This is a genomic window from Paenibacillus nasutitermitis, assembly GCF_014641075.1.
GTDB lineage: Bacteria > Bacillota > Bacilli > Paenibacillales > Paenibacillaceae > Paenibacillus_Z > Paenibacillus_Z nasutitermitis.
Genome location: NZ_BMHP01000002.1, coordinates 679090 through 699666, shown reverse-complemented (window position 1 = coordinate 699666; position 20577 = coordinate 679090). Strand labels below are relative to the sequence as shown.

Genomic DNA, 20577 nt, shown 5'->3' with positions numbered 1-20577 from the left:
CATACCGGGAATGATGTTTTTAAATTACATAATGGAATGGAATGGAGTGGAGTGCATGCGCGCTGAAATTATTGCCGTAGGGACAGAACTGCTGCTGGGTCAGACCGTGAACACGAATGCTACTTATATTTCCGCAGGGCTGGCTGAACTCGGCATCGATGTATATTTCCAGACCGTCGTGGGGGACAATGCAGCCCGAATTGTTCAAGCCATCGAAATCGCGCGTCAGCGTGCCGATTTGATCGTCTTTACGGGCGGTCTCGGACCTACCCAGGACGATCTTACAAAGGATGCTCTCGCCGGCTATTTGAACAGAGGCATTCACATACATGAGCCTTCCATGGTGAAAATTGAAGCGCTATTCTCATCGCGCGGCATACATATGGTTGAAAGCAATCGCAGGCAGGCCAATCAAATTGAAGACAGCGATCCTCTGGAGAACAGTGCGGGACTTGCAGTCGGCAATGCGTTGCTTGAAAGTGGCATGCACTATGTGCTGCTCCCCGGACCTCCGCGTGAGATGAAGCCGATGTTTGACGGCCCTGCTAAAGCGTGGCTGCGCAGCGTAATGGGGGAGCAGCAGACACTATTCTCCCGCTTGCTTAAATTTGCCGGCATCGGGGAATCCAGCCTGGAGCAGGCGATTATTGATCTGATCGATTCACAGTCCGATCCTACAATCGCTCCTTATGCCAAAGAAGGTGAGGTTGCTATCCGTCTTTCCACCAAGGCGGTTTCCTTGGATGAAGCGGTCGCCCGTCTGGACATTGCACAGCAGCAAATCAAGCAGCGTGTCGGCCAGTATCTGTTTGCCACTGAGGATATTCCGCTAGAGGAAGCCGTATTGCGCCTGTTAAGGGTGACAGGGCGCAGGTTTGCCACAGCAGAGAGTCTGACCGGCGGCATGCTTGCGGAGCTGGTGACTTCATTGCCGGGGAGCAGCGGGGAGTTTGTTGGTGGAGTCGTTACCTACACCAATGATATGAAACACAAGCTGCTGGGAATTCCTTTGGCCCAACTGGAGGGTACAGATGCGCCGGGAGCGATTTCCGAGTCAACGGCGGCCATGATGGCGGAACGGGTGCGCGAACTGACGGATTGCGACTTCGGCTTGTCGCTCACCGGGGTGGCCGGTCCTAGCGAAGCAGAAGGCAAGCCCGTTGGGACGGTCTTCTTCGGCATTGCAGAGCGCGGTAAGCCGACGGTGGTGCACAAGGCGATGCTGAGCGGTAACCGGGACATAATCAGACTTCGCTCGGCCAAGGCGATTCTCTACAGGTTCTGGCGGCTGCTGTCTGTCGATTGAGAGGATCCGCCTGCGAGTACTACTTGTCAGATATCGGAAAATAGCTTATACTTAACCTTAGTTGACGGAAGAACCGTAGCGGAGATTACTTTGCTGCGGTTCTTTTTTTATTCATCGGCCGATGAGAAAAAATAAGAATATATGTTCGCAAAAACTATTGTTTTTATATGAAAAACAAGGTATTATTACATTATAAACAATGAAGGATGTGAACGCGTTGTCAGATCGTCGCGCTGCGCTTGAAACGACATTACGTCAAATAGAGAAACAATTTGGTAAAGGCTCCATTATGAAGCTTGGTGAATCCAATCATATGAAAGTGGAAACGGTATCTACCGGTTCCTTAGCTCTTGATATCGCCCTCGGGATCGGTGGATTGCCCAGAGGCCGGATTATTGAAGTGTATGGACCGGAATCCTCCGGTAAGACGACAGTAGCTCTGCATGCCATTGCAGAGGTGCAGCGTGTGGGTGGACAAGCTGCTTTCATCGATGCGGAGCATGCGCTTGATCCGCTTTACGCCAGCAAGCTTGGCGTTAATATCGATGAACTGCTGCTCTCGCAGCCTGACACAGGGGAACAGGGACTTGAAATTGCGGAAGCCCTGGTTCGCAGCGGCGCGGTAGACATTGTCGTTATCGATTCCGTGGCAGCGCTTGTACCCAAAGCCGAAATTGAAGGCGAGATGGGCGATTCCCATGTCGGCTTGCAGGCGCGGCTGATGTCGCAGGCACTGCGCAAGCTGTCGGGTGCGATCAGCAAATCCAAGACAATTGCGATTTTCATCAACCAATTGCGTGAGAAAATTGGCGTCATGTTCGGTAACCCAGAGACAACGCCGGGTGGACGCGCATTGAAATTCTATTCCACGATTCGGCTTGATGTTCGCCGTATTGAATCCATCAAACAAGGCAATGACATGGTGGGTAACCGGACGCGGATTAAAGTCGTCAAGAACAAAGTGGCTCCGCCTTTCAAACAGGCTGAAATTGATATTATGTACGGTGAAGGTATTTCCAAGGAAGGCAGCATTGTCGATATCGGAGTCGAAATGGATATCGTGCAGAAGAGCGGAGCCTGGTTTTCTTACAATGGGGAACGTTTGGGTCAAGGCCGGGAGAATGCCAAGCAGTTCTTGAAGGATCACCCTGATACATCCACAATCATTGAGAATCAGATTCGCGAAGCGAGCCATTTATCTGCAGCCGCGCTCGCTGCTTCTGCTCAGGACGATGAGGATGAAGACGAGTTGGACCTTGACTTGGAATAATCCAGACGTCATCCATTCTTATTTATGAATAGAAACCAGAAGAGCACCTTTATAGGTGCTTTTCTGCATGATACAGAACGGGAGCTGTTTTGAAGGCCATTCATTTCGGGTGAAGCTCAAGGAAACAAACAGGAGAGGGGCAGCCAGGGAATGAAGGATAGAAAACGGGGGCAGCAAAAGCATGATGAGTCTGAACCATCACAGCCATTCGATGAATCATTGGATTTTGAAGAAGTTGTGGAGGAAGGCATGCTGCTCATAACCGGAATTGAACAGGACAAGAAAGAAAAGCGCCGTTATCATCTCTATATGAATGGAAGCGATGAACCGCTGACTTCCGTTCATGAGGATTTGGTCATAAGCTACAGACTTCTCAAGGGAAGGCAGATTGATCCCGGCGAGTTGAAGCAAATTGCAGATAAAGATAACGATCACCGCGCTTATATTTTGGGTCTGACTTATTTGGGGGCCCGCCCGCGTACGGAGAAGGAAATATCCCGTTATCTGATTCGCAAAGGAATGGAAGAATCCGCGATCGCCAAAGCGCTTGAGAGATTGCAGGGAGAAAGGCTGGTCGATGATGTTTCCTATGCCAATCAATTCGCCGCACAAAGAATGCGCAGCCAATTAAAGGGGAGACGCCTTCTCCAGCAGGAGCTGGAGCATCGCGGAATAAGCAGGGAAACGGCCAAGGAAGCGTCCGCAGGGCTCGATCTGGATATGGAGACCGAGACGGCTATTCGCGCCGCCAAGAAGAAATGGCCGTATATAAAAGGAGAAGTGCGGGACAGGAAGCGGAAACTGATGGCATTTTTGCTGAGGCGGGGCTTCCCGGGTACTGTTGTTAAACAGGCTGTTAAAGAGGCAAGCCGGCCTGGCAGCGATGATGAATAAGGGCTTACCCTTGACAAGTGATTTTCACAACAGATAAAATGAATATGTATTCTTACTTCCAGAGTCGATTTTTCTTCCAAAAATTGATTCGAAACGATTTATTTCGTCAAAATGCTATGTATGGATCGGGTTAAAAACCGGCTGGAAAACAAAATAGTCCCAAGCGTTTGCTTTGGTGAGCAACGAGGAGGTGAGAAGATGCCAGAAGATTGGGTTTGGATCCTGATCGTTCTCGTTGTTGGTGTGATTTTCTTTGGTATCGGGTATTTTATTCGAAAGTCAATCGCCGAGGCCAAGATTTCTAGCGCCGAGCAAGCCGCAAGTCAGATCGTTGACAGTGCGCGTAAAGAAGCAGAAGCGCTCAAGAAAGAAACAGTCGTTGAAGCGAAAGACGAAGTCCACAAGCTCCGTACCGAGGCCGAGAGAGATATTCGCGAACGTCGTAATGAGGTACAGCGTCTTGAAAGACGGCTTGTTCAAAAGGAAGAGTCGTTGGATAAAAAGATAGAAACGCTGGAGCGCAAAGAAGAACAAGTAGCCAACAAAGAGAAACGGATCGAGGAGACACAGGAACAGATCGATTCTCTCTACAAGCAGCAGCTTAGTGAGCTTGAGCGTATCTCTAATTTAACAATGGATGAAGCCAAACAGATTATCCTGAACAATGTTGAGTTGGAAGTTCGTCATGAAACTGCTCAAATGATTAAAGAGATTGAACAGCAGGCAAAAGAAGAAGCTGATAAGAAAGCCCGCAACATCATTTCGCTAGCCATTCAGCGTTGTGCAGCGGATCACGTGGCGGAAACTACCGTATCCGTCGTAACGTTGCCGAATGAAGAAATGAAAGGCCGTATTATTGGACGCGAAGGCCGTAATATTCGTGCCCTGGAAACGTTGACCGGTATCGATCTCATAATTGACGATACACCGGAAGCGGTCATCTTGTCCGGATTCGATCCGATACGCCGCGAGATTGCCCGCACATCGCTCGAGAAGCTGGTTGCAGATGGCCGTATCCATCCTGCCCGCATCGAAGAGATGGTCGAGAAATCACGCAAGGAAGTGGATGAACGAATCCGCGAATACGGGGAGCAAGCCACCTTCGAGGTTGGCGTGCATGGTTTACATCCGGATTTGATCAAAATTTTAGGCCGATTGAAATATCGGACGAGTTATGGTCAAAACGTATTAAAGCATTCCATGGAAGTCGCCTATTTGACCGGACTTATGGCAGCGGAGCTAGGAGAAGATATAACGCTCGCAAAACGTTCGGGATTGCTTCATGATATCGGCAAAGCGCTTGACCATGAAGTTGAGGGCTCACATGTTGAAATTGGCGTGGAGCTGGCCAAGAAATATAAAGAACATCCGGTTGTCATCAACAGTATCGCATCGCATCACGGCGATTGCGAAGCGACATCGGTCATTGCCATGCTTGTTGGAGCTGCAGACGCATTGTCCGCTGCTAGACCTGGAGCAAGGCGTGAAACGCTCGAAACGTATATCAAACGTCTGGAGAAACTGGAAGGCATTTCCGAGTCGTTTGAAGGCGTAGAGAAATCATATGCAATACAAGCAGGACGCGAGGTTCGTGTCATGGTTCAACCGGACAAGATAGACGATACCGAAGCATTCCGCCTGGCGCGTGACATTACGAAGAAAATCGAGAGTGAACTCGATTATCCGGGTCATATTAAAGTGACAGTCATTCGCGAGACGCGTGCAGTCGAGTACGCCAAATAACAAAATCAGAAAGAAACTGGAAAAGTGGCTGCTTGCGGCCACTTTTCTGGTCTATATAAGAGGGGTTAAGAGATGAACGTTTTATTTATCGGTGATATTGTCGGCAGCGTCGGCCGCACAGCGGTCAAAAAAATTCTGCCTGCGCTCAAAAGCAAATACAATCCCCATATCATCATTGCCAATGGTGAGAATGCGGCAGCAGGACGGGGGATTACAGCCGCAATTGTCAAAGAGCTGTTGGAGGCGGGGGTCCACGGAATAACTATGGGCAACCATACCTGGGACAACAAAGATATCTTTGAATGGATCGATGACCAGCCGCGTATCGTCCGTCCAGCCAATTTCTCCGAGGAAGCACCGGGGCGGGGGGCCGCAATCATTAAAGCTAACGGCAAAGAATTGGCGATTGTCAATCTTCAAGGCCGGACATTCCTGCCGCCAATCGATTGCCCGTTCCGCAAAGCGGATGAGCTGGTTGATCAGATCAGAACGGAAACCAAATGTATCCTGGTTGATTTTCATGCTGAGGCTACTTCGGAGAAGATTGCGATGGGCTGGTATCTGGATGGCAGAGCTTCATTCGTCGTGGGGACACATACCCATGTACAAACCAATGATGATACGATATTGCCGGGTGGAACCGCCTATTTGACCGATGTAGGCATGGTAGGCTCCAAGGAAGGCGTTCTTGGGATGGAACGCGAAGCGGTCCTGTATAAATTCAGGACGCAGATGCCGACCCGTTTTATTGTGGATGAAGGAGATTGGCATTTTCATGCGGCTCTGATCGATATCGACGAGACTACAGGGCAAGCCAAGCGAATCCAAAAAATACGCATGACGGAGACTGACCTGGTCATGATGTGATTTATAGCATTCCTATGAAAGTTCGAAAATTCTCACAATTCAGAACATTTTGCAAAGGTTACGCCAATAAAGAAGGAATTTTATTGCCTCCCTCGAATACTATCTAAATAGTGGTATCCATCCATCATTCCCGAGGAGGTACTTTATATGGACGTAAATGTATTAAAAGTTTCAGCAAAGTCCAATCCTAATTCCGTTGCAGGGGCATTGGCGGGTGTGCTGCGTGAACGTGGAGCAGCCGAGCTGCAGGCTATCGGGGCTGGTGCATTGAACCAGGCGGTAAAAGCTGTTGCGATAGCACGGGGTTTCGTGGCTCCGAGCGGAGTGGATCTGATCTGCATTCCGGCGTTTACAGACATCGTCATAGATGGAGAAGATCGCACAGCTATCAAACTTATTGTGGAACCAAGATAAGGTTGCCTCATGAATCTGTACGTTGAACCTGTTAATTGTAAACCTGTTTACGTTGTAGACAGGTTTTTTTGCATGCTAATTTGGGAATGCTAGGAGGAAAATGGTTTGAGAACGATACCAATGCCAATAACCGATTTTCATTGCGATGTGCTGTGGAAGCTATTGGAACAGGACCGATTGTCTTTTAAGAATAATCCGGAACTGAACTTGGATGTGTCGCTGCCGAGATTGCAGCAGGCGGGATCCATTCTCCAAACCTTCGCTATTTTTGTATCGGGTGGCGGTGAGCCCTCCATGCTTCCTATTTTGCGGACCATTGATTTATTCCACCAGAAAGTGCTCACGGCTCCCGGGATGCGTTTTGTCCGGTCGGCTGCTGATCTTCAGGCTATTCTTCGGGATGGCGGAATAGGCGCCATGCTTTCCTTGGAAGGAGCCGATGGTCTGCAAGGCGATATGGCCATGCTGCGGATTCTGTTTGAGCTTGGCGTCAGGGCGGTGGGTTTAACCTGGAACAATGGGAATTGGGGAGCCGACGGTGTCATGGAACCCAGAGGAGGCGGCTTGACCGCCAAAGGCAGGGAGTTTGTGGCGGAATGCAACCGGATTGGCCTCCTGCTGGATGTTTCCCATTTGAGCGAGCGCGCTTTTTGGGACATGGCAGATGTTTCGGGCAAGCCCGTGATCGCTTCCCATTCCAATGCCAAGGCTGTTTGCAGGCACCCGAGAAATTTGTCGGACGAGCAGATCAAGGCGCTGATTGCGATGGATGGTTTGATCGGCATTACCTTTGTTCCCCAATTCGTGCGGGAAGGTGGCCAAGCGACGGTTGATGACGTGCTGCTGCATGTGGAGCGGGTGTGTGAGCTGGGGGGCGACAGACAGCTTATGTTCGGCTCCGATTTTGATGGAATCGAATCGCATGTAGCTGGACTCTCGCATCCGGGCGAGCTGGTTAATTTGAAAGAAGCGCTCATCAAACATTATAAGGAAGAGCAGGTCAGAGGATTTCTGGCAGGTAATACACTACGATTCTTGTCTAAACATCTGCCTGCTGAATAATTAGTCCCTATTCAATCTCTTTCCGATATGGATACAATCGAAAAGAGCTATATTAGAAATAGCGTTTACATCTTGCTTTTTACAACCTGTCATCATACTATTTATGAGACTCTATAAATTTTCGTCATCTTTTTGTATATATCTGGTATTTATTGTCGAGCAAGCACGTTCATCAAAAGAGGAGATGGGCATTTTGATCAGTCAATTGTCTTGGAAGATTGGTGGACAACAAGGGGAAGGCGTTGAAAGTACGGACCGTATTTTCTCTACCGCGCTCAACCGACTTGGCTATTACTTGTACGGGTACCGTCATTTTTCCTCCCGTATTAAGGGCGGTCATACGAATAACAAAATTCGGATCAGCACGAATCCGATTCGGGCGATATCCGATGATTTGGACATTCTGGTCGCGTTCGACCAAGAAAGCATCGATTTGAATGCCCATGAGCTTCGTGCCGGCGGCGTGGTCGTAGCGGACGCTAAATTTAATCCTGTATTGCCGGAGGGCATTAACGCCCGCTTGTTTCCGGTTCCAATAACTTCGATTGCGGAAGAGCTGGGTACTTCTCTCATGAAGAACATGGTAGCGTCGGGTGCGTCCTGGGCGCTGCTTGGCTTGCCTGTTGATGTATTCAATAAAGCCGTTGAAGAAGAGTTTGGCCGTAAAGGGCCAGCCATCGTCGAGAAGAACGTGGAAGCGGTCAAACGCGGCTCTGATTTCGTGCTGGAGCTGGCCGGCGGACCGCTGGATGAATTCCGGCTGGAACCGGCCGACGGCAAACAAAAGCTGTTTATGATCGGAAATGAAGGAATCGGATTGGGGGCTCTTGCTGGCGGTTGCCGGCTGATGGCTGCTTATCCGATCACTCCGGCTTCCGAAATTATGGAATATTTGATCAAAAAGCTGCCTAAATTCGGCGGTACAGTTATCCAAACTGAGGATGAGATTGCTGCAGCCACGATGGCGATCGGGGCGAACTATGCGGGTGTCCGCACAATGACGGCTTCTGCCGGACCTGGCCTTTCGTTGATGATGGAGGCCATCGGCCTTGCCGGCATGACCGAAACGCCGCTCGTTATTGTCGATACCCAGCGGGGAGGACCGTCTACTGGTCTGCCCACCAAACAGGAGCAATCCGACCTGAACGCCATGGTTTACGGTACACATGGGGAAATTCCCAAAATTGTTATTGCTCCGGCATCCATTGAAGACTGCTTCTATGACACGATAGAATCGTTTAATTTATCCGAGCAGTATCAGGTTCCGGTCATTCTGATGACAGACCTCCAGCTTTCGCTTGGCAAGCAATCCTGCGAGCCCCTGGAGCTTGAGAAAATGAAAATCAACCGCGGCAAGCTGACCCGCGAACTGCCGGAAATGGAACCCAATCAATTGTTCAAGCGTTACGAGCTGACAGAAGACGGGGTATCCCCGCGCGTTATTCCCGGCGATAAGAACGGAATCCATCATGTAACCGGCGTGGAGCATGATGAGACGGGGCGTCCGTCGGAGAGCGCGGTCAACCGTAAGAAAATGATGGACAAACGTCTGACGAAGCTGGACAATATGCTGATCCGTGACGCTGTTCGCGCAGATGCGCCGCATCAGGCGGCCGAGCTGCTCGTCATTGGGATGGGCTCGACAGGCGGAACGATCGATGAAGCGCGCAAGCGTTTGGATAAAGATGGACATACAACAAACCATATTACGATCCGTCAGATCCATCCTTTCCCTACCGATTTGGTAAGTTCATATATGGACAACGCGAAGAAAGTGGTTGTGCTGGAGAATAACGCGACTGCCCAGCTTGCTTCCCAAGTGAAGCTGCATGTCGGTCAAGCCGACAAAATACACAGCCTGCTCAAATACGACGGAAATCCATTCCTGCCTTCAGAAGTTTACAAAGCCTGCAAGGAGTTGGTCTAAGATGGCGACATTTAAAGAATTTCGCAATAACGTCAAGCCAAACTGGTGTCCCGGATGCGGCGACTTCTCTGTCCAAGCGGCGATTCAGCGCGCGGCAGCAAATGTAGGTCTGGAGCCGGAGAGACTGGCAGTTGTATCGGGTATCGGCTGCTCCGGCAGGATTTCGGGATACATCAATGCCTACGGCCTGCACGGGATCCACGGACGCGCACTTCCGATCGCACAAGGCGTGAAGCTTGCGAACCGCGAGCTGACTGTCATCGCTTCAGGTGGTGACGGAGACGGTTTTGCAATCGGGATGGGGCATACTGTACATGCGATCCGCCGTAATTTGGACATTACGTATATCGTCATGGACAATCAGATCTATGGTTTGACAAAGGGCCAGACATCGCCACGCAGTGCAGAAGGGTTCAAAACAAAATCAACGCCGGAAGGTTCAATCGAATCCACTCTTTCGCCCCTTGAGATTGCGATGTCGGCGGGAGCGACGTTCGTTGCCCAATCGTTCTCAAGCGACCTGAAGCAATTGACGGCGCTGATTGAAGCCGGTCTGAATCACAAAGGCTTCTCCCTGATCAACGTATTCAGTCCTTGCGTTACCTTCAATAAGGTGAATACGTACGACTGGTTCAAAGAACATATTGTCAATTTGGAGCAGTATCCGGATTACGATCCATCCAACCGAATGCTCGCCATGAACAAAATCATGGAGACAGGCGGTATGCTGACGGGACTGATCTATCAGAACAAAGAGCGTAAGGCCTATGATGATATGATTGTAGGCTTCAAAGAGGAAGGTCTGGCTAATCAGGACCTGACGCTGCCGCAGGATCAATTCGATAAATTGCTCGCGGAGTTCAAATAAATCGCGTGATGCAGCATTTAAAGGCATACTGCCCATCCGGGCTGTATGCCTTTTGCACAACAAAACGGGCCACAGAATCTAGAAATGAGAAGGAGACATGCAGCATGAGAACCGTTCCTGTTGGCGTATCAGCCAGACATATCCATCTATCCCCTGAGCATTTAGCTGTTTTATTCGGAGAAGGAGCATCCCTTACGGAGCTTAAGCCGTTATCCCAGCCCGGCCAATTTGCCGCCAATGAAACGGTGGAAGTAATCGGACCTAAAGGGAGTTTCCCCAAGGTACGCATTCTGGGGCCAGTCCGCAGACGTACTCAACTTGAGGTATCGCGAACGGATGCTTTTGCCATCGGCATCAATCCTCCGGTACGGGAATCGGGCGATATCGCCGAATCAGCAGGCATCGTGATCAAAGGTCCGGCTGGCGAAGTGAAAATCGAAGAGGGCGTTATTGTCGCCGCCAGACATATTCATTTTCACACAAGCGATGCAGAGCAATACGGGATTGTAGATAAGCAGCGGTTGTCCGTCCGTTTATCGGGAGAAAGAGGACTCGTGCTGGATCAGGTTATTGCCCGCGTCTCGCCGGAATTTGCGCTGGATCTTCATATCGATACGGATGAAGCGAATGCGGCGGGAGCCAAGACCGGAGATCAGGTGGAAATCATCGGTTAAGGACGATTTTTCGATCTTTGTTGGGGGACCTGGAAGCGGGTCCTCATTTTTCTTTATAATCCGCAGGTACTTTGATATAATCAGGAAATGGGCCATTATTATCTCGGTTCATGTATATTGGAAGGAAGTGAATCACAACGTGAGCAAGGAGAGCCGGAACGCTCCGGACCTGCAATCCGCCAAGAGCGACAAAGACTACTCCAAATATTTTGATTTCTCTGGCGCCAAGGTCGTCAAGGAAGCCGAAGGCAAAACGACATATCGGATAAAAGGCCGGGATATTACGATTAATTCTGCGCCTAGCTATAAAAACGAGAAAAGCCGGGGCAAGGAAGAAATCCAGGTCCATTATGATTTTGCCATTCCTCCTGAGATCACCCAGCTTGGACAAGGCAAATTTTATTTGATCGCTACCTATGGCTGCCAAATGAACGAGCATGATACCGAAGTCATGAGGGGCCTGTTTGAGGATATGGGTTATCAAGCAACGGAGAACCGCCAGCAGGCGGATGTGATTCTGCTCAATACTTGTGCGGTCAGGGAAAATGCCGAAGATAAAGTATTCGGCGAGCTGGGTCATCTGAAGCATCTGAAGATCGAGAAACCGGGATTGATTCTGGGTGTATGCGGCTGCATGTCCCAGGAAGAATCGGTTGTAGGCCGAATCATGCAGAAGCATCCCTTCGTTGATATTATATTCGGCACGCATAATATTCATCGGCTGCCTCAACTGCTGCAGGACGCCATGTTCAGTAAAGAAATGGTTGTGGAAGTGTGGTCCAAGGAAGGCGATATAATCGAGAACCTTCCGAAGAAACGCGAGGGTATGCGGGCCTGGATCAATATCATGTATGGCTGCGACAAATTCTGCACCTATTGCATCGTACCGTATACGAGAGGGAAAGAACGCAGCCGCCGTCCGGAGGATGTTATTGCGGAAGTGCGGGACCTTGCCCGTCAAGGGTTTAAGGAAATCACGCTTCTGGGCCAGAATGTCAACGCCTACGGCAAAGATTTTGAAGACATCAACTATCGCTTTGGGGATTTGATGGCAGATATTGCGAAGATCGATATTCCCCGTGTGCGTTTCACCACCAGCCATCCGCGCGACTTTGACGATCATTTGATTCATGTTTTGGCAGAGCGTGGCAATCTGGTGGAGCATATTCATCTGCCGGTACAATCGGGAAGCTCAGACGTTCTGAAGCGGATGAGCCGCAAGTATTCGCGCGAGATGTATCTGGAGCTGGTGGGCAAAATAAAGCGGGCTATTCCTGATGCCGTCTTGACGACCGACATCATCGTCGGCTTTCCCGGCGAGACCGATGAGCATTTTGAGGATACGCTGTCGTTGGTGAGCGAGGTTGGATTCGACTCCGCCTATACCTTTATCTATTCTCCCCGCGTAGGGACACCTGCTGCCGATATGGAAGACAATATTCCCATGGAGGTCAAAAAAGCACGTCTGGCCCGTTTGAACAAGCTGATTGCCGAACTTAGCCGAGTGAGCCATGAGAAGATGGTCGGTCAAACGGTGGAAGTGCTTATAGAAGGGGAAAGCAAGAATAACGCGAATGTCTTGTCCGGAAGGACAAGAACCAACAAATTGGTCCATCTGGAAGGGCCCAAGGATTGGATTGGTCGTTTTGTCCAAGCGCGGGTAACGGATTCGCAAACCTGGTATATCAAAGCAGAACCGATTATTGAACCGCCTGTGCAAGAAGCTGTATCATAAGGGCAGGCTGAGCAAAAAGTGGAGGAGATGGATTTCATGGCAAACGAACAGACAGCGGCAGCACACGATCACGGACATGATCATGGACAAGGCGAAGGCTGTAACATACCTTCTTTTAATACGGAGAATATTATTGTACGGGCCGATATTATGCAGAAAACAAAAGAATTGGCCGATATGCTGTACACATCGGAGGAAGTGCAGCATTTCCGCCGTGCGGAAAAGCAAATTCAGGGCAATACCCGCATTCAGGACTTGATCTCGCTGATCAAGAAGAAGCAGAAGGAAATCGTAGCTTTTGAAACCACATTCAAAAATGCTGACATGGTAGCCAAGATTGAAAAAGAAATCGAAGTCCTTCAGGATGAGCTGGACGGCATCCCGATTATTACTGAATTTCAGCAAAGCCAGTCGGACATCAATTATTTGCTGCAGACAGTCGTTTCCGTAATTCGCGATACCGTAGCGGAGAAAATCACTGTCGAAGGCGCAGCGCCTGCCGATGATCCTGTGGAGTGTATCGAATAAGAGGGACCTGCATGCTGCCCTCGCTATCAAAGAAGCTGGCGCCGATACGAAATCGGGCCAGCTTCTTTTGATAACGCGCATCCGCCTTAGGAGGTTCGTCAGCGGATCGTTTGATGGGGGGAACGTTGCCAAATCAGGGTAAGCACAACGGCGGAAAGGGCAAATGCCCCTCCCAGCCAGAACCCGTACTCCCGGCCGAATCCGTCATTGATGAATCCGGCTAGAAAAGGACCCGCAAACATGCCGATTGAATAAACAGCCTGATAGAATCCCATCGCAGTGGCGCGTTTGGATGGCTCAAAGGGCTGTATGGCAAGGCCAAGCAGGAGCGGGAGATGAAGTCCCTGGGCAAATCCGTTCAAAGCCTGTGTGGCAGCAAGCCACCCCAGAGAAGGCGAGTAGGCGATTGCGACCGTAAACACAGCGCTTAAAGCAAAGCCTGCCGCTGCCACATTCCAGGTACCGATGCGGGGGGCGATGATTCGTCCGCTCAGGAGCGAAGTGACGGCATGGGGGACCATGAAGGCGATGACGATTATGGTGAGCTGGCCGCTTGTGGCACCAAGCGAGGTTGCTTTGAGCGGCGTAAAGCCAAACATCGTGATGAAGAGCACGCTATGAGCCAGTATGGAAAGCAGTGATACCTGCAGCAGCGTCCGATTGCGGATCACATCCCGTAGATATTGAAGCGAAATCGGGGAACGGGTCACCCCACCCTGTGGTTCCTTGACTGCGAAGGTCAGAAGAAAACCTGTGACGCCAAATCCGATCCCGACTATAAAAGCAGCGTTCCAATTAAAGGTATCGGCCAGCCAGCCGCTCAGCGTCATGCCGATCAGTTGGCCGATAACGGTCAGAAAACTGATATTGCTCATCGCTTTGGTCGCTTCCCCGGCGGAGAAATAAGCGGCGTACAAGACGGTAAAAGCAACCCAGGCGGATGCGCAGACACCGGACATAATCCGGCCGGCAAGCGGCCACATCCAGGAGCCGGGGATCATAAATAATAGGCAGCTTAACGCTCCGCTCAGCAGGCCAAGCATCATAAAAGGCTTGCGTTTATGCATCTTATCGGATAACAAGCCAAGCGGGAAGCGGATAAACATCTGGGTAAACCCATAGCTTCCGAGAACCACGCCGATCAGAACATCGGAGTAACCCCCTTCTTTCATGAAAGGCGTCAAAATCGGCACATAAACATATAGAGTTGACCAATAGAGTAAGGTAACGGCAATAAACACGATATGATCGAACCGGGATAATGCCAGATTCGGCTGGCTCAAACGGGCTGCGCTTTCAATTTGCAAGCGGAATTCACTCCTATAAAGAAAATGGGCTGCAATCTCTTTACTCTATCGCATGCGAATAGACTTGAGCAATCCTTTTTTATGACGGAGTTTATTCGTAAAAAGCAACTAATTTAGTGGTTCATTCGTATAAGAAACGAGAAGAAGAGGCTGGATGATTTTTGAAAGGGAGAAAGGAGAATGGATGTGGAAGTGGAAGAGCAGCCGAAAAAACAGCATAAAAGCAACAGGTGGATCCGCGAGATCCGGGACTGGATGTTATCCTTGTCGATCGCAGTCATTGCAGCTCTGCTCATACAGAACTACGCTTTTGCCCAGACGGAAGTAAGAAATGTGTCCATGCAGCATACGCTTTTTGAAGGACAGCGGCTGATCGAGGATAAAATTTCGTATCATTTTGAACAGCCGAGCCGTGGCGATATTGTTATCATCGATGGTCCTGAAAGCGATAAAAGGCTCATAAAACGAGTAATCGGCCTACCGGGCGATATCATAGATATCAAAGGCGGCCAGGTTCTTGTGAACGATATATTGCTGGAGGAGCCATATGTAAAGGGCCAAACCTTCAGCAACGGGCTGGATGTTCCTTTTACCGTTCCGGTCAAGAAAGTGTTTGTTATGGGCGATAATCGTGAATACAGCCAGGATAGCCGCGAGCTTGGGCCTGTTTCACTGTCCAGTCTGGAGGGCCGGGCCGTATTCCGTTTATGGCCTTTGAATAAATTCGGACAATTGAATTGATCGAATAGATTGTATTCGTGCTGATTGCTTCGGCAATCGGACAATGATCATCATGGGTTGTATACTGAAGACGCTCATGAGAAAAAAGGGGGAAACGATGCCTTTTACCTTTTCGCATCCGTTATACGCAGTGCCGCTGCGAAAAATAGCCCCAAAATGGCTGAGTGTGACCGGACTGGTGCTTGGCAGCATGGCGCCGGATATGGAATATTTTATTGCTATGGAACCTTACCGGACGATCGGGCACAGCCTGAAAGGTTTTGTGCTGCTGGGTATGCCGCTGTCTATTGCGCTTGCTTTCGTTTTTCATCTGGTCGTCAAGCCTGTCCTGCCGATGTTTATGCCCTCCCGGGGAGGACTCGACCATTTTGTTCAGAGCCTGCTGAAGGACTGGAGGCTTCATTCCGTCCGGTCCTGGTCGGTTTTTATTGTTTCGTTGTTCATTGGTTATTTGACTCATATTTTCATGGATAGCTGGACGCACACCAGTGGATTCGTCAGTGAATTCCCTGTGCTGCGAACCTATATAGGCGGCAAAGGAATCTATTCCTGGCTGCAGTACGGCTTCTCCGTCCTGGGGCTTCTGGTGCCTGCTTTGGTGCTGCTCCGAAGATATTCCGTCTGGCTGAAGTCGGTTTCACCGCAGAAGCTTCGGCCGCTGGCTTCGCCGATGACGCAAAAATTACTCTGGGGCTGTGCCTTTCTTAATGCGGGTTTGCTTTTTCTGGTTAAAGGATGGTTCTCGGTAAATCCGGGTTTGGTAGGGATGTGGATCGTCGCTCCGATGTCGGCTTTCATGTTCGGGTTATTCGCAGCTTCGCTGCTGTATATCGCTATACGCAACAACAGACTTGTCGGGGCCGTTACGTCGCTGACGCTTATCGGAATTACCATTATGTCCTACAAGGCGGTCCGGGTCTGGTTGGAGCATCGTTTAATGGCTGATCTCACCCTTGCCAACTGGAAGCATATCCAGAACAATCAACTGTACATTTGGTTCTGCTTCTACCTGGCCTGGGCATTGCTGCTGCTCATCTCCTGCCTATTATGCGCCCGTGCGAACGGGGCAGGCACAAAACCGGGGGACTCCGTCAAACATCGGGTTTCCTATCCGGGCAAGTATTAGCTGTTACTTTCTTGAATGCTGTATAGATAACCTGCCCTTTGGGAACTCTACCCTCCAAACAGTGGAGGTGTCCAAGGATGAGAACAACAATCACTCTGTTAGCGGCGCTGATGTTTCTGGCTGGGAGCTTCACCTATAAAGCTTCGGCGGAGCCCGATTATGCCAAATGGGGCAGGCTGGCGATGAAGGAAACAGCCAAACGATATCAAGCCGATATTGTGGACTATAAGCATCTGGGAAGAAAAACAGAGCAACCGGGTATTCTCTCAGAATCCTTCCGGTTGCTGCTCAATAAAGGCAATCAGAAATTCGGGGTAAAGGTGAGCATCTGGTTCGACCGAAAAACCGAGCATGTCATTAAGATCCGCTTTGCGGAAGACGGCAAGTCTGTCAAGAAGACGATGAATTACAAAATGATCTGAGTCAGGGGGATGAGATATGATACTTACGACAACGCCTACCATTGAAGGAAAACCAATTAAGGAATATATGGGGGTCGTAACAGGCGAAGCGATTATGGGAGCCAATATTATGCGTGATTTGCTTGCTTCCATTACCGATATTGTCGGCGGCCGTTCCGGAGCCTATGAAACCAAGCTGAAGGAAGCCCGCGATTTAGCCTTCAATGAAATGTCCGCTCAAGCTTCCAAATCGGGAGCTAATGCCATCGTTGGAATTGATATTGATTACGAGGTTGTCCGCGATGGGATGTTGATGGTCGCTGTCAGCGGTACGGCGGTGCGTATTTAAATCCCTCTCATCATGTCGTGATAACCCAGCGCGCATCCGCCCTTGCAAAGGCGGGTGTTTTTTTATCATAGGCCCAGTCTGGGAAAGGAAAGGGCAAGCCACTGGACAATCGGAAGCAGACAAAGGTACAATTTAGTGGAGACCGGAGATGGACTTCATGAACGGATAAAAGGAGATGCATGTATATGAATGGAGAAATAACAGCAAGCGAGCTGGAAACGCGACTGCGTGAAGGGGAGAAGCTGAGTGTTATTGATGTCAGGGAGCCGGACGAATGGGAATCGGGCCATATCGCTGAGGCAGTCAGCATACCGTTGTCCCAATTCGTGGAACGGGTAGGGGAATTGTCCGATTTCGAAGAACCGTTCTACCTTGTTTGCCGCAGCGGCAACCGCAGCGGCAAAGCTTGCGATTATTTGTCCGCCCAAGGCTTTGAAGTTATAAACATGGTCGGCGGCATGCTGAGCTGGCCTGGGAAGGTTGTTACAGACAGCTAGAGTTGAGATTTCTGTTCCCCAAATAAGGAGAAGCACCGGGTACACTTTGCCGGTGCTTTTTTTTGCTTTTCGGGAAGAACGCCTATGAATAATCATGAGCAACATGAAACCGCCATATAGTGTAAGACAGGACAATCATCAAACGGTGTTAAATTCGGCGTCATGGCAGCGGGAGGAGGATGGGTGTGCATAACCAGGAAACGGAGCATGTGCTTGATCTGCGTATTGAAGGCATGAACTGCAGCGCATGCGCAGTCCGGATCGAAAAGGCTGTCGGGAAAATGAAAGGCGTTAGCGGAGTGTCCGTTCATTACGCCGGAAAGTCAGCCAATATTCGTATAACCGAAGATCAGGTAAGCTCCGATGCCATCATGGACCGGATTACGCAGCTCGGGTTTCAGGCGTATCCTTTCGGCGAAGAACGTTCCGGTTTGTCCGAAAGGAACGCACTTCGCCTCAGGTTTGTGATCGCCGCAGTGCTTACTTTCCCTTTGTTGTGGTCAATGGCCCATCACTACAGCTGGCTGGGACTGTGGCCTGTACCCGCTTTCTTGCAGGAACCGCTGTTGCAATTTGCGCTTGCCGCCTTGATCCAGTTTTTTGTGGGCATGCCGTTTTATTTTGGCGCCTACCACGCGCTGCGGGAACGGACGGCGACCATGGATGTCCTGGTAGCCATCGGAACAACAGCGGCATTCGGATACAGTTATTATGCGATGATGACAGGAAAACCCTTGTATTTTGAAACTTCCGCGATTGTGATTACAGCTGTTCTGCTGGGCAAACTGCTGGAAGCGGCGGCCTCAGAGAAGGTGATGAAGGAAGGGGAGGCTTTTGAGCAGTTAAAAGCCAGGTCAGCTGTTATTGTGCGTGGCGGTATCCGCGAAAAGGTGGCGCTTGAGCAGATCCGTACAGGCGAGAGAATGCTGTCGGAAGCGGGCATTCCTTTGCCCGCTGACGGTATAGTCCTGGAAGGGGAGGCGGAGGCTGATGAATCATTTCTGACAGGCGAGAGCATCCCGGTCCACAAGAAAGCCGGTGATGAGGTATTCGCCGGCACAACGGTCACGGCCTCCGGATTGTTAATCCGGATCACGGCGGTCGGAAAAGATACGCTGCTCAGCCGGATCGCAGCCTTGACCCGTCAGGCCCAGTCCACGAAATCAACGATTGGCCGCAGAGTGGACCGACTTGCCGCAATTTTCGTTCCTGTCATGCTCGGACTCTCCGTATTTACGCTGCTGCTCTGGCTGTTTGTGCTGCGTCCAGGCGATACGGGGTCAGCAGGGATATATGCGCTCGCGGTACTGCTGGCGGCATGTCCATGCGCTTTGGGACTGGCAGCTCCCATATCGCTTGTGCTAGCCTCCGGAAAGCTGGCGAGGCGGGGCATAGTCCTTCAGGAAGCAGGAGCTCTGGAACGTTTGGCACAGATGAATGTTATCGTACTGGACAAGACAGGCACGATTACGGAAGGCAAGCCATCGATAACCGGGGTATTCCCGCTTCGCGGCTCCCGCAATGCGCTGCTGCAGCTCGCAGCAGCAGCCGAATTTCAGGCCGTGCATCCCTTCGCCGCCGCGATCAGGAACGCTGCACAGCGGGAAGGGCTGAGCGTGAGCCCGGCCGAGACCTGCCAAGCCGTGCCCGGCAAAGGAATAGCGGCCATTGTGGAGGGCGAACAAGTTCAGATCGGCAATGCTGCTTATGCGGCTGAAGCGGGCTGGCAGATCAGCCCCAGTACCGGATTATTCGCCGGCCAACGGGAAGCGGCAGGTGAAACTGTTATCTATGTCTTCCGCAGCGGGATCTGCGAAGGCGCCATAGCGCTGGCTGATCCGGTGAAGCGTTCGGCTCCGGAGGCGGTGCATTTGCTGCAGGCGGCAGGAATTTCCGTGATGCTGGCGACCGGGGATTACAGTCCAGCAGCCGGACATGCCGCATCGGAAGCTGGCATAACGCAAATCCATTCCTCCATGCTGCCGGAGCATAAGGCCGAGCTTATCCGGAAACTGCAGCAGGAAGGACTTGTCGTTGGCATGGCAGGAGACGGCTGGAACGATGCGCCAGCGCTTGCCGCCGCCCATATCGGCATTGCCATGGGAAGCGGAACCAACGCGGCGCTGGAAGCTGGCCATCTTACGCTGCTCCGGCCGAGATTGACCGGGATTTATGAAGCATTGATCGTAAGCCGGTTGACCGTTCGCAATATCCGTCAAAACCTCGGTTTTGCTTTTCTGTATAATATGGTTGTGATTCCATTTGCCGCTCTCGGCGGATTGGCGCCCTGGATGGCGGGGACGGCCATGGCCCTCAGCTCGGTGTCCGTTGTCGGAAACGCGCTGCGGCTAAACGGGCAGATGAACCGGGCGCTGCGCAAACAGGGGGAGGGAAGACAGAAAGGGCCGATGCCTCACCGAACCTTCATGTAGCGAGGGTTTAATCTGACAGGCTTGCGAAGCTGCCGCTCGTCTCCGAGATGACTCCATTGCAAGCGAGGGGAAGCATAATCTGGACAAGCAGCTCCGTAGAGTGATATATTAACATTTGCACAACTGAATAGGATTAAAAACAGGCTGCCGATGACCGAATTATTTTGGCGAAGATAAGGTGGAATCGGCTTAAAAGGGAAAGACCGGTGAGAACCCGGCACGGACCCGCCACTGTGAGGAAAGCTTCGATGCCATCCAGGCGTCGGATCTCTCCAAGTCAGGTTACCTTCCTGTTTTTATTATAACGCTACCTACGTGGACTTAGGGAGGTGTGAGAGATTGGTTTTAGGGAACGGTTCGTTATGCGAACAAGCACCGTTACAGGTGTTCCGCTTCCAAAATCCGCTGTTCGCAAGAACTGGAGCATTTCTGACAC

The 20577-nt window shown here is 50.8% G+C and carries 19 protein-coding genes and 1 riboswitch; of the genes, 18 read left to right on the top strand and 1 reads right to left on the bottom strand.

Annotated features, from left to right (window positions below; translation table 11 throughout):
* Positions 1-55: 55 nt before the first annotated feature.
* The 12 genes from IEY46_RS13240 to IEY46_RS13185 all read left to right on the top strand — a co-directional run bounded on the left by IEY46_RS13240 (position 56) and on the right by IEY46_RS13185 (position 13288).
* A complete protein-coding gene (locus tag IEY46_RS13240) occupies positions 56-1306 on the top strand; it encodes a competence/damage-inducible protein A (RefSeq protein WP_188992466.1) in 1251 nt (416 codons plus the stop codon).
* Positions 1307-1523: 217 nt separating this feature from the next.
* Complete coding sequence (gene recA / locus IEY46_RS13235; protein ID WP_188992465.1) at positions 1524-2576, top strand: recombinase RecA; 1053 nt, start codon at positions 1524-1526, stop codon at positions 2574-2576.
* 150 nt (positions 2577-2726) lie between these two features.
* Positions 2727-3470, top strand: coding sequence for a RecX family transcriptional regulator (locus IEY46_RS13230; protein WP_188992464.1), 744 nt, complete (start codon positions 2727-2729; stop codon positions 3468-3470).
* 198 nt (positions 3471-3668) lie between these two features.
* On the top strand, positions 3669-5213 hold the full coding sequence (rny, locus tag IEY46_RS13225; protein WP_188992463.1) for a ribonuclease Y: 1545 nt from the start codon (positions 3669-3671) through the stop codon (positions 5211-5213).
* A 72-nt stretch (positions 5214-5285) separates the two neighbouring features.
* On the top strand, positions 5286-6080 hold the full coding sequence (locus IEY46_RS13220) for a TIGR00282 family metallophosphoesterase (protein WP_188992462.1): 795 nt from the start codon (positions 5286-5288) through the stop codon (positions 6078-6080).
* 147 nt (positions 6081-6227) lie between these two features.
* Complete coding sequence (locus IEY46_RS13215) at positions 6228-6494, top strand: stage V sporulation protein S (RefSeq protein WP_188992461.1); 267 nt, start codon at positions 6228-6230, stop codon at positions 6492-6494.
* Positions 6495-6599: 105 nt separating this feature from the next.
* Entirely contained in the window at positions 6600-7556 is a 957-nt protein-coding gene (locus tag IEY46_RS13210; RefSeq protein WP_308422796.1) for a dipeptidase, read from the top strand.
* Between the two features lie 193 nt (positions 7557-7749).
* On the top strand, positions 7750-9483 hold the full coding sequence (locus IEY46_RS13205; RefSeq protein ID WP_188992460.1) for a 2-oxoacid:acceptor oxidoreductase subunit alpha: 1734 nt from the start codon (positions 7750-7752) through the stop codon (positions 9481-9483).
* Between the two features lies 1 nt (position 9484).
* On the top strand, positions 9485-10351 hold the full coding sequence (locus IEY46_RS13200; protein ID WP_188992459.1) for a 2-oxoacid:ferredoxin oxidoreductase subunit beta: 867 nt from the start codon (positions 9485-9487) through the stop codon (positions 10349-10351).
* Between the two features lie 104 nt (positions 10352-10455).
* A complete protein-coding gene (locus IEY46_RS13195) occupies positions 10456-11025 on the top strand; it encodes a phosphate propanoyltransferase (protein WP_188992458.1) in 570 nt (189 codons plus the stop codon).
* Between the two features lie 139 nt (positions 11026-11164).
* Complete coding sequence (gene miaB, locus IEY46_RS13190) at positions 11165-12760, top strand: tRNA (N6-isopentenyl adenosine(37)-C2)-methylthiotransferase MiaB (RefSeq protein ID WP_229750283.1); 1596 nt, start codon at positions 11165-11167, stop codon at positions 12758-12760.
* A gap of 36 nt (positions 12761-12796) precedes the next feature.
* Positions 12797-13288, top strand: coding sequence for a YlbF/YmcA family competence regulator (locus IEY46_RS13185; protein WP_188992457.1), 492 nt, complete (start codon positions 12797-12799; stop codon positions 13286-13288).
* 98 nt (positions 13289-13386) lie between these two features.
* On the opposite strand, the gene IEY46_RS13180 is transcribed toward IEY46_RS13185, so the two are convergent.
* Positions 13387-14595, bottom strand: a complete 1209-nt coding sequence (locus IEY46_RS13180) for an MFS transporter (RefSeq protein WP_229750282.1) — start codon at positions 14593-14595, stop codon at positions 13387-13389.
* 180 nt (positions 14596-14775) lie between these two features.
* Here IEY46_RS13180 and lepB point away from each other — a divergent pair, with 180 nt between their 5' ends.
* The 6 genes from lepB (at position 14776) to IEY46_RS13150 (ending at position 20141) form a co-directional block, all read left to right on the top strand.
* Positions 14776-15336 (top strand): signal peptidase I, encoded by a 561-nt coding sequence (lepB, locus tag IEY46_RS13175; protein WP_188992456.1) that lies wholly within the window; start codon positions 14776-14778, stop codon positions 15334-15336.
* A gap of 97 nt (positions 15337-15433) precedes the next feature.
* Positions 15434-16462 (top strand): DUF4184 family protein, encoded by a 1029-nt coding sequence (locus IEY46_RS13170; protein WP_188992455.1) that lies wholly within the window; start codon positions 15434-15436, stop codon positions 16460-16462.
* Positions 16463-16539: 77 nt separating this feature from the next.
* Positions 16540-16884 carry a DUF3889 domain-containing protein gene (locus IEY46_RS13165; protein ID WP_188992454.1) on the top strand — a complete coding sequence of 115 codons (345 nt, stop codon included), beginning with the start codon at positions 16540-16542 and terminating at the stop codon, positions 16882-16884.
* Positions 16885-16900: 16 nt separating this feature from the next.
* Positions 16901-17212: a heavy metal-binding domain-containing protein gene (locus IEY46_RS13160; RefSeq protein WP_188992453.1), complete on the top strand. Its 312-nt coding sequence runs from the start codon at positions 16901-16903 to the stop codon at positions 17210-17212.
* A gap of 185 nt (positions 17213-17397) precedes the next feature.
* Entirely contained in the window at positions 17398-17709 is a 312-nt protein-coding gene (locus tag IEY46_RS13155; RefSeq protein ID WP_188993807.1) for a rhodanese-like domain-containing protein, read from the top strand.
* Between the two features lie 185 nt (positions 17710-17894).
* Positions 17895-20141: a heavy metal translocating P-type ATPase gene (locus tag IEY46_RS13150; protein WP_188992452.1), complete on the top strand. Its 2247-nt coding sequence runs from the start codon at positions 17895-17897 to the stop codon at positions 20139-20141.
* Between the two features lie 162 nt (positions 20142-20303).
* Positions 20304-20449: riboswitch (cobalamin riboswitch) on the top strand.
* Positions 20450-20577: the final 128 nt, after the last annotated feature.

Bases quoted from the DNA above. Each gene is read 5' to 3' on its own strand.
- IEY46_RS13215 (WP_188992461.1), top strand. From the start codon at position 6,228: ATGGACGTAAATGTATTAAAAGTTTCAGCAAAGTCCAATCCTAATTCC.
- IEY46_RS13240 (WP_188992466.1), top strand. From the start codon at position 56: ATGCGCGCTGAAATTATTGCCGTAGGGACAGAACTGCTGCTGGGTCAG.
- IEY46_RS13230 (WP_188992464.1), top strand. From the start codon at position 2,727: ATGAAGGATAGAAAACGGGGGCAGCAAAAGCATGATGAGTCTGAACCA.
- IEY46_RS13195 (WP_188992458.1), top strand. From the start codon at position 10,456: ATGAGAACCGTTCCTGTTGGCGTATCAGCCAGACATATCCATCTATCC.
- IEY46_RS13170 (WP_188992455.1), top strand. From the start codon at position 15,434: ATGCCTTTTACCTTTTCGCATCCGTTATACGCAGTGCCGCTGCGAAAA.
- IEY46_RS13155 (WP_188993807.1), top strand. From the start codon at position 17,398: ATGAATGGAGAAATAACAGCAAGCGAGCTGGAAACGCGACTGCGTGAA.
- IEY46_RS13185 (WP_188992457.1), top strand. From the start codon at position 12,797: ATGGCAAACGAACAGACAGCGGCAGCACACGATCACGGACATGATCAT.
- rny (WP_188992463.1), top strand. From the start codon at position 3,669: ATGCCAGAAGATTGGGTTTGGATCCTGATCGTTCTCGTTGTTGGTGTG.
- IEY46_RS13165 (WP_188992454.1), top strand. From the start codon at position 16,540: ATGAGAACAACAATCACTCTGTTAGCGGCGCTGATGTTTCTGGCTGGG.
- IEY46_RS13160 (WP_188992453.1), top strand. From the start codon at position 16,901: ATGATACTTACGACAACGCCTACCATTGAAGGAAAACCAATTAAGGAA.
- lepB (WP_188992456.1), top strand. From the start codon at position 14,776: ATGGATGTGGAAGTGGAAGAGCAGCCGAAAAAACAGCATAAAAGCAAC.
- IEY46_RS13200 (WP_188992459.1), top strand. From the start codon at position 9,485: ATGGCGACATTTAAAGAATTTCGCAATAACGTCAAGCCAAACTGGTGT.
- IEY46_RS13220 (WP_188992462.1), top strand. From the start codon at position 5,286: ATGAACGTTTTATTTATCGGTGATATTGTCGGCAGCGTCGGCCGCACA.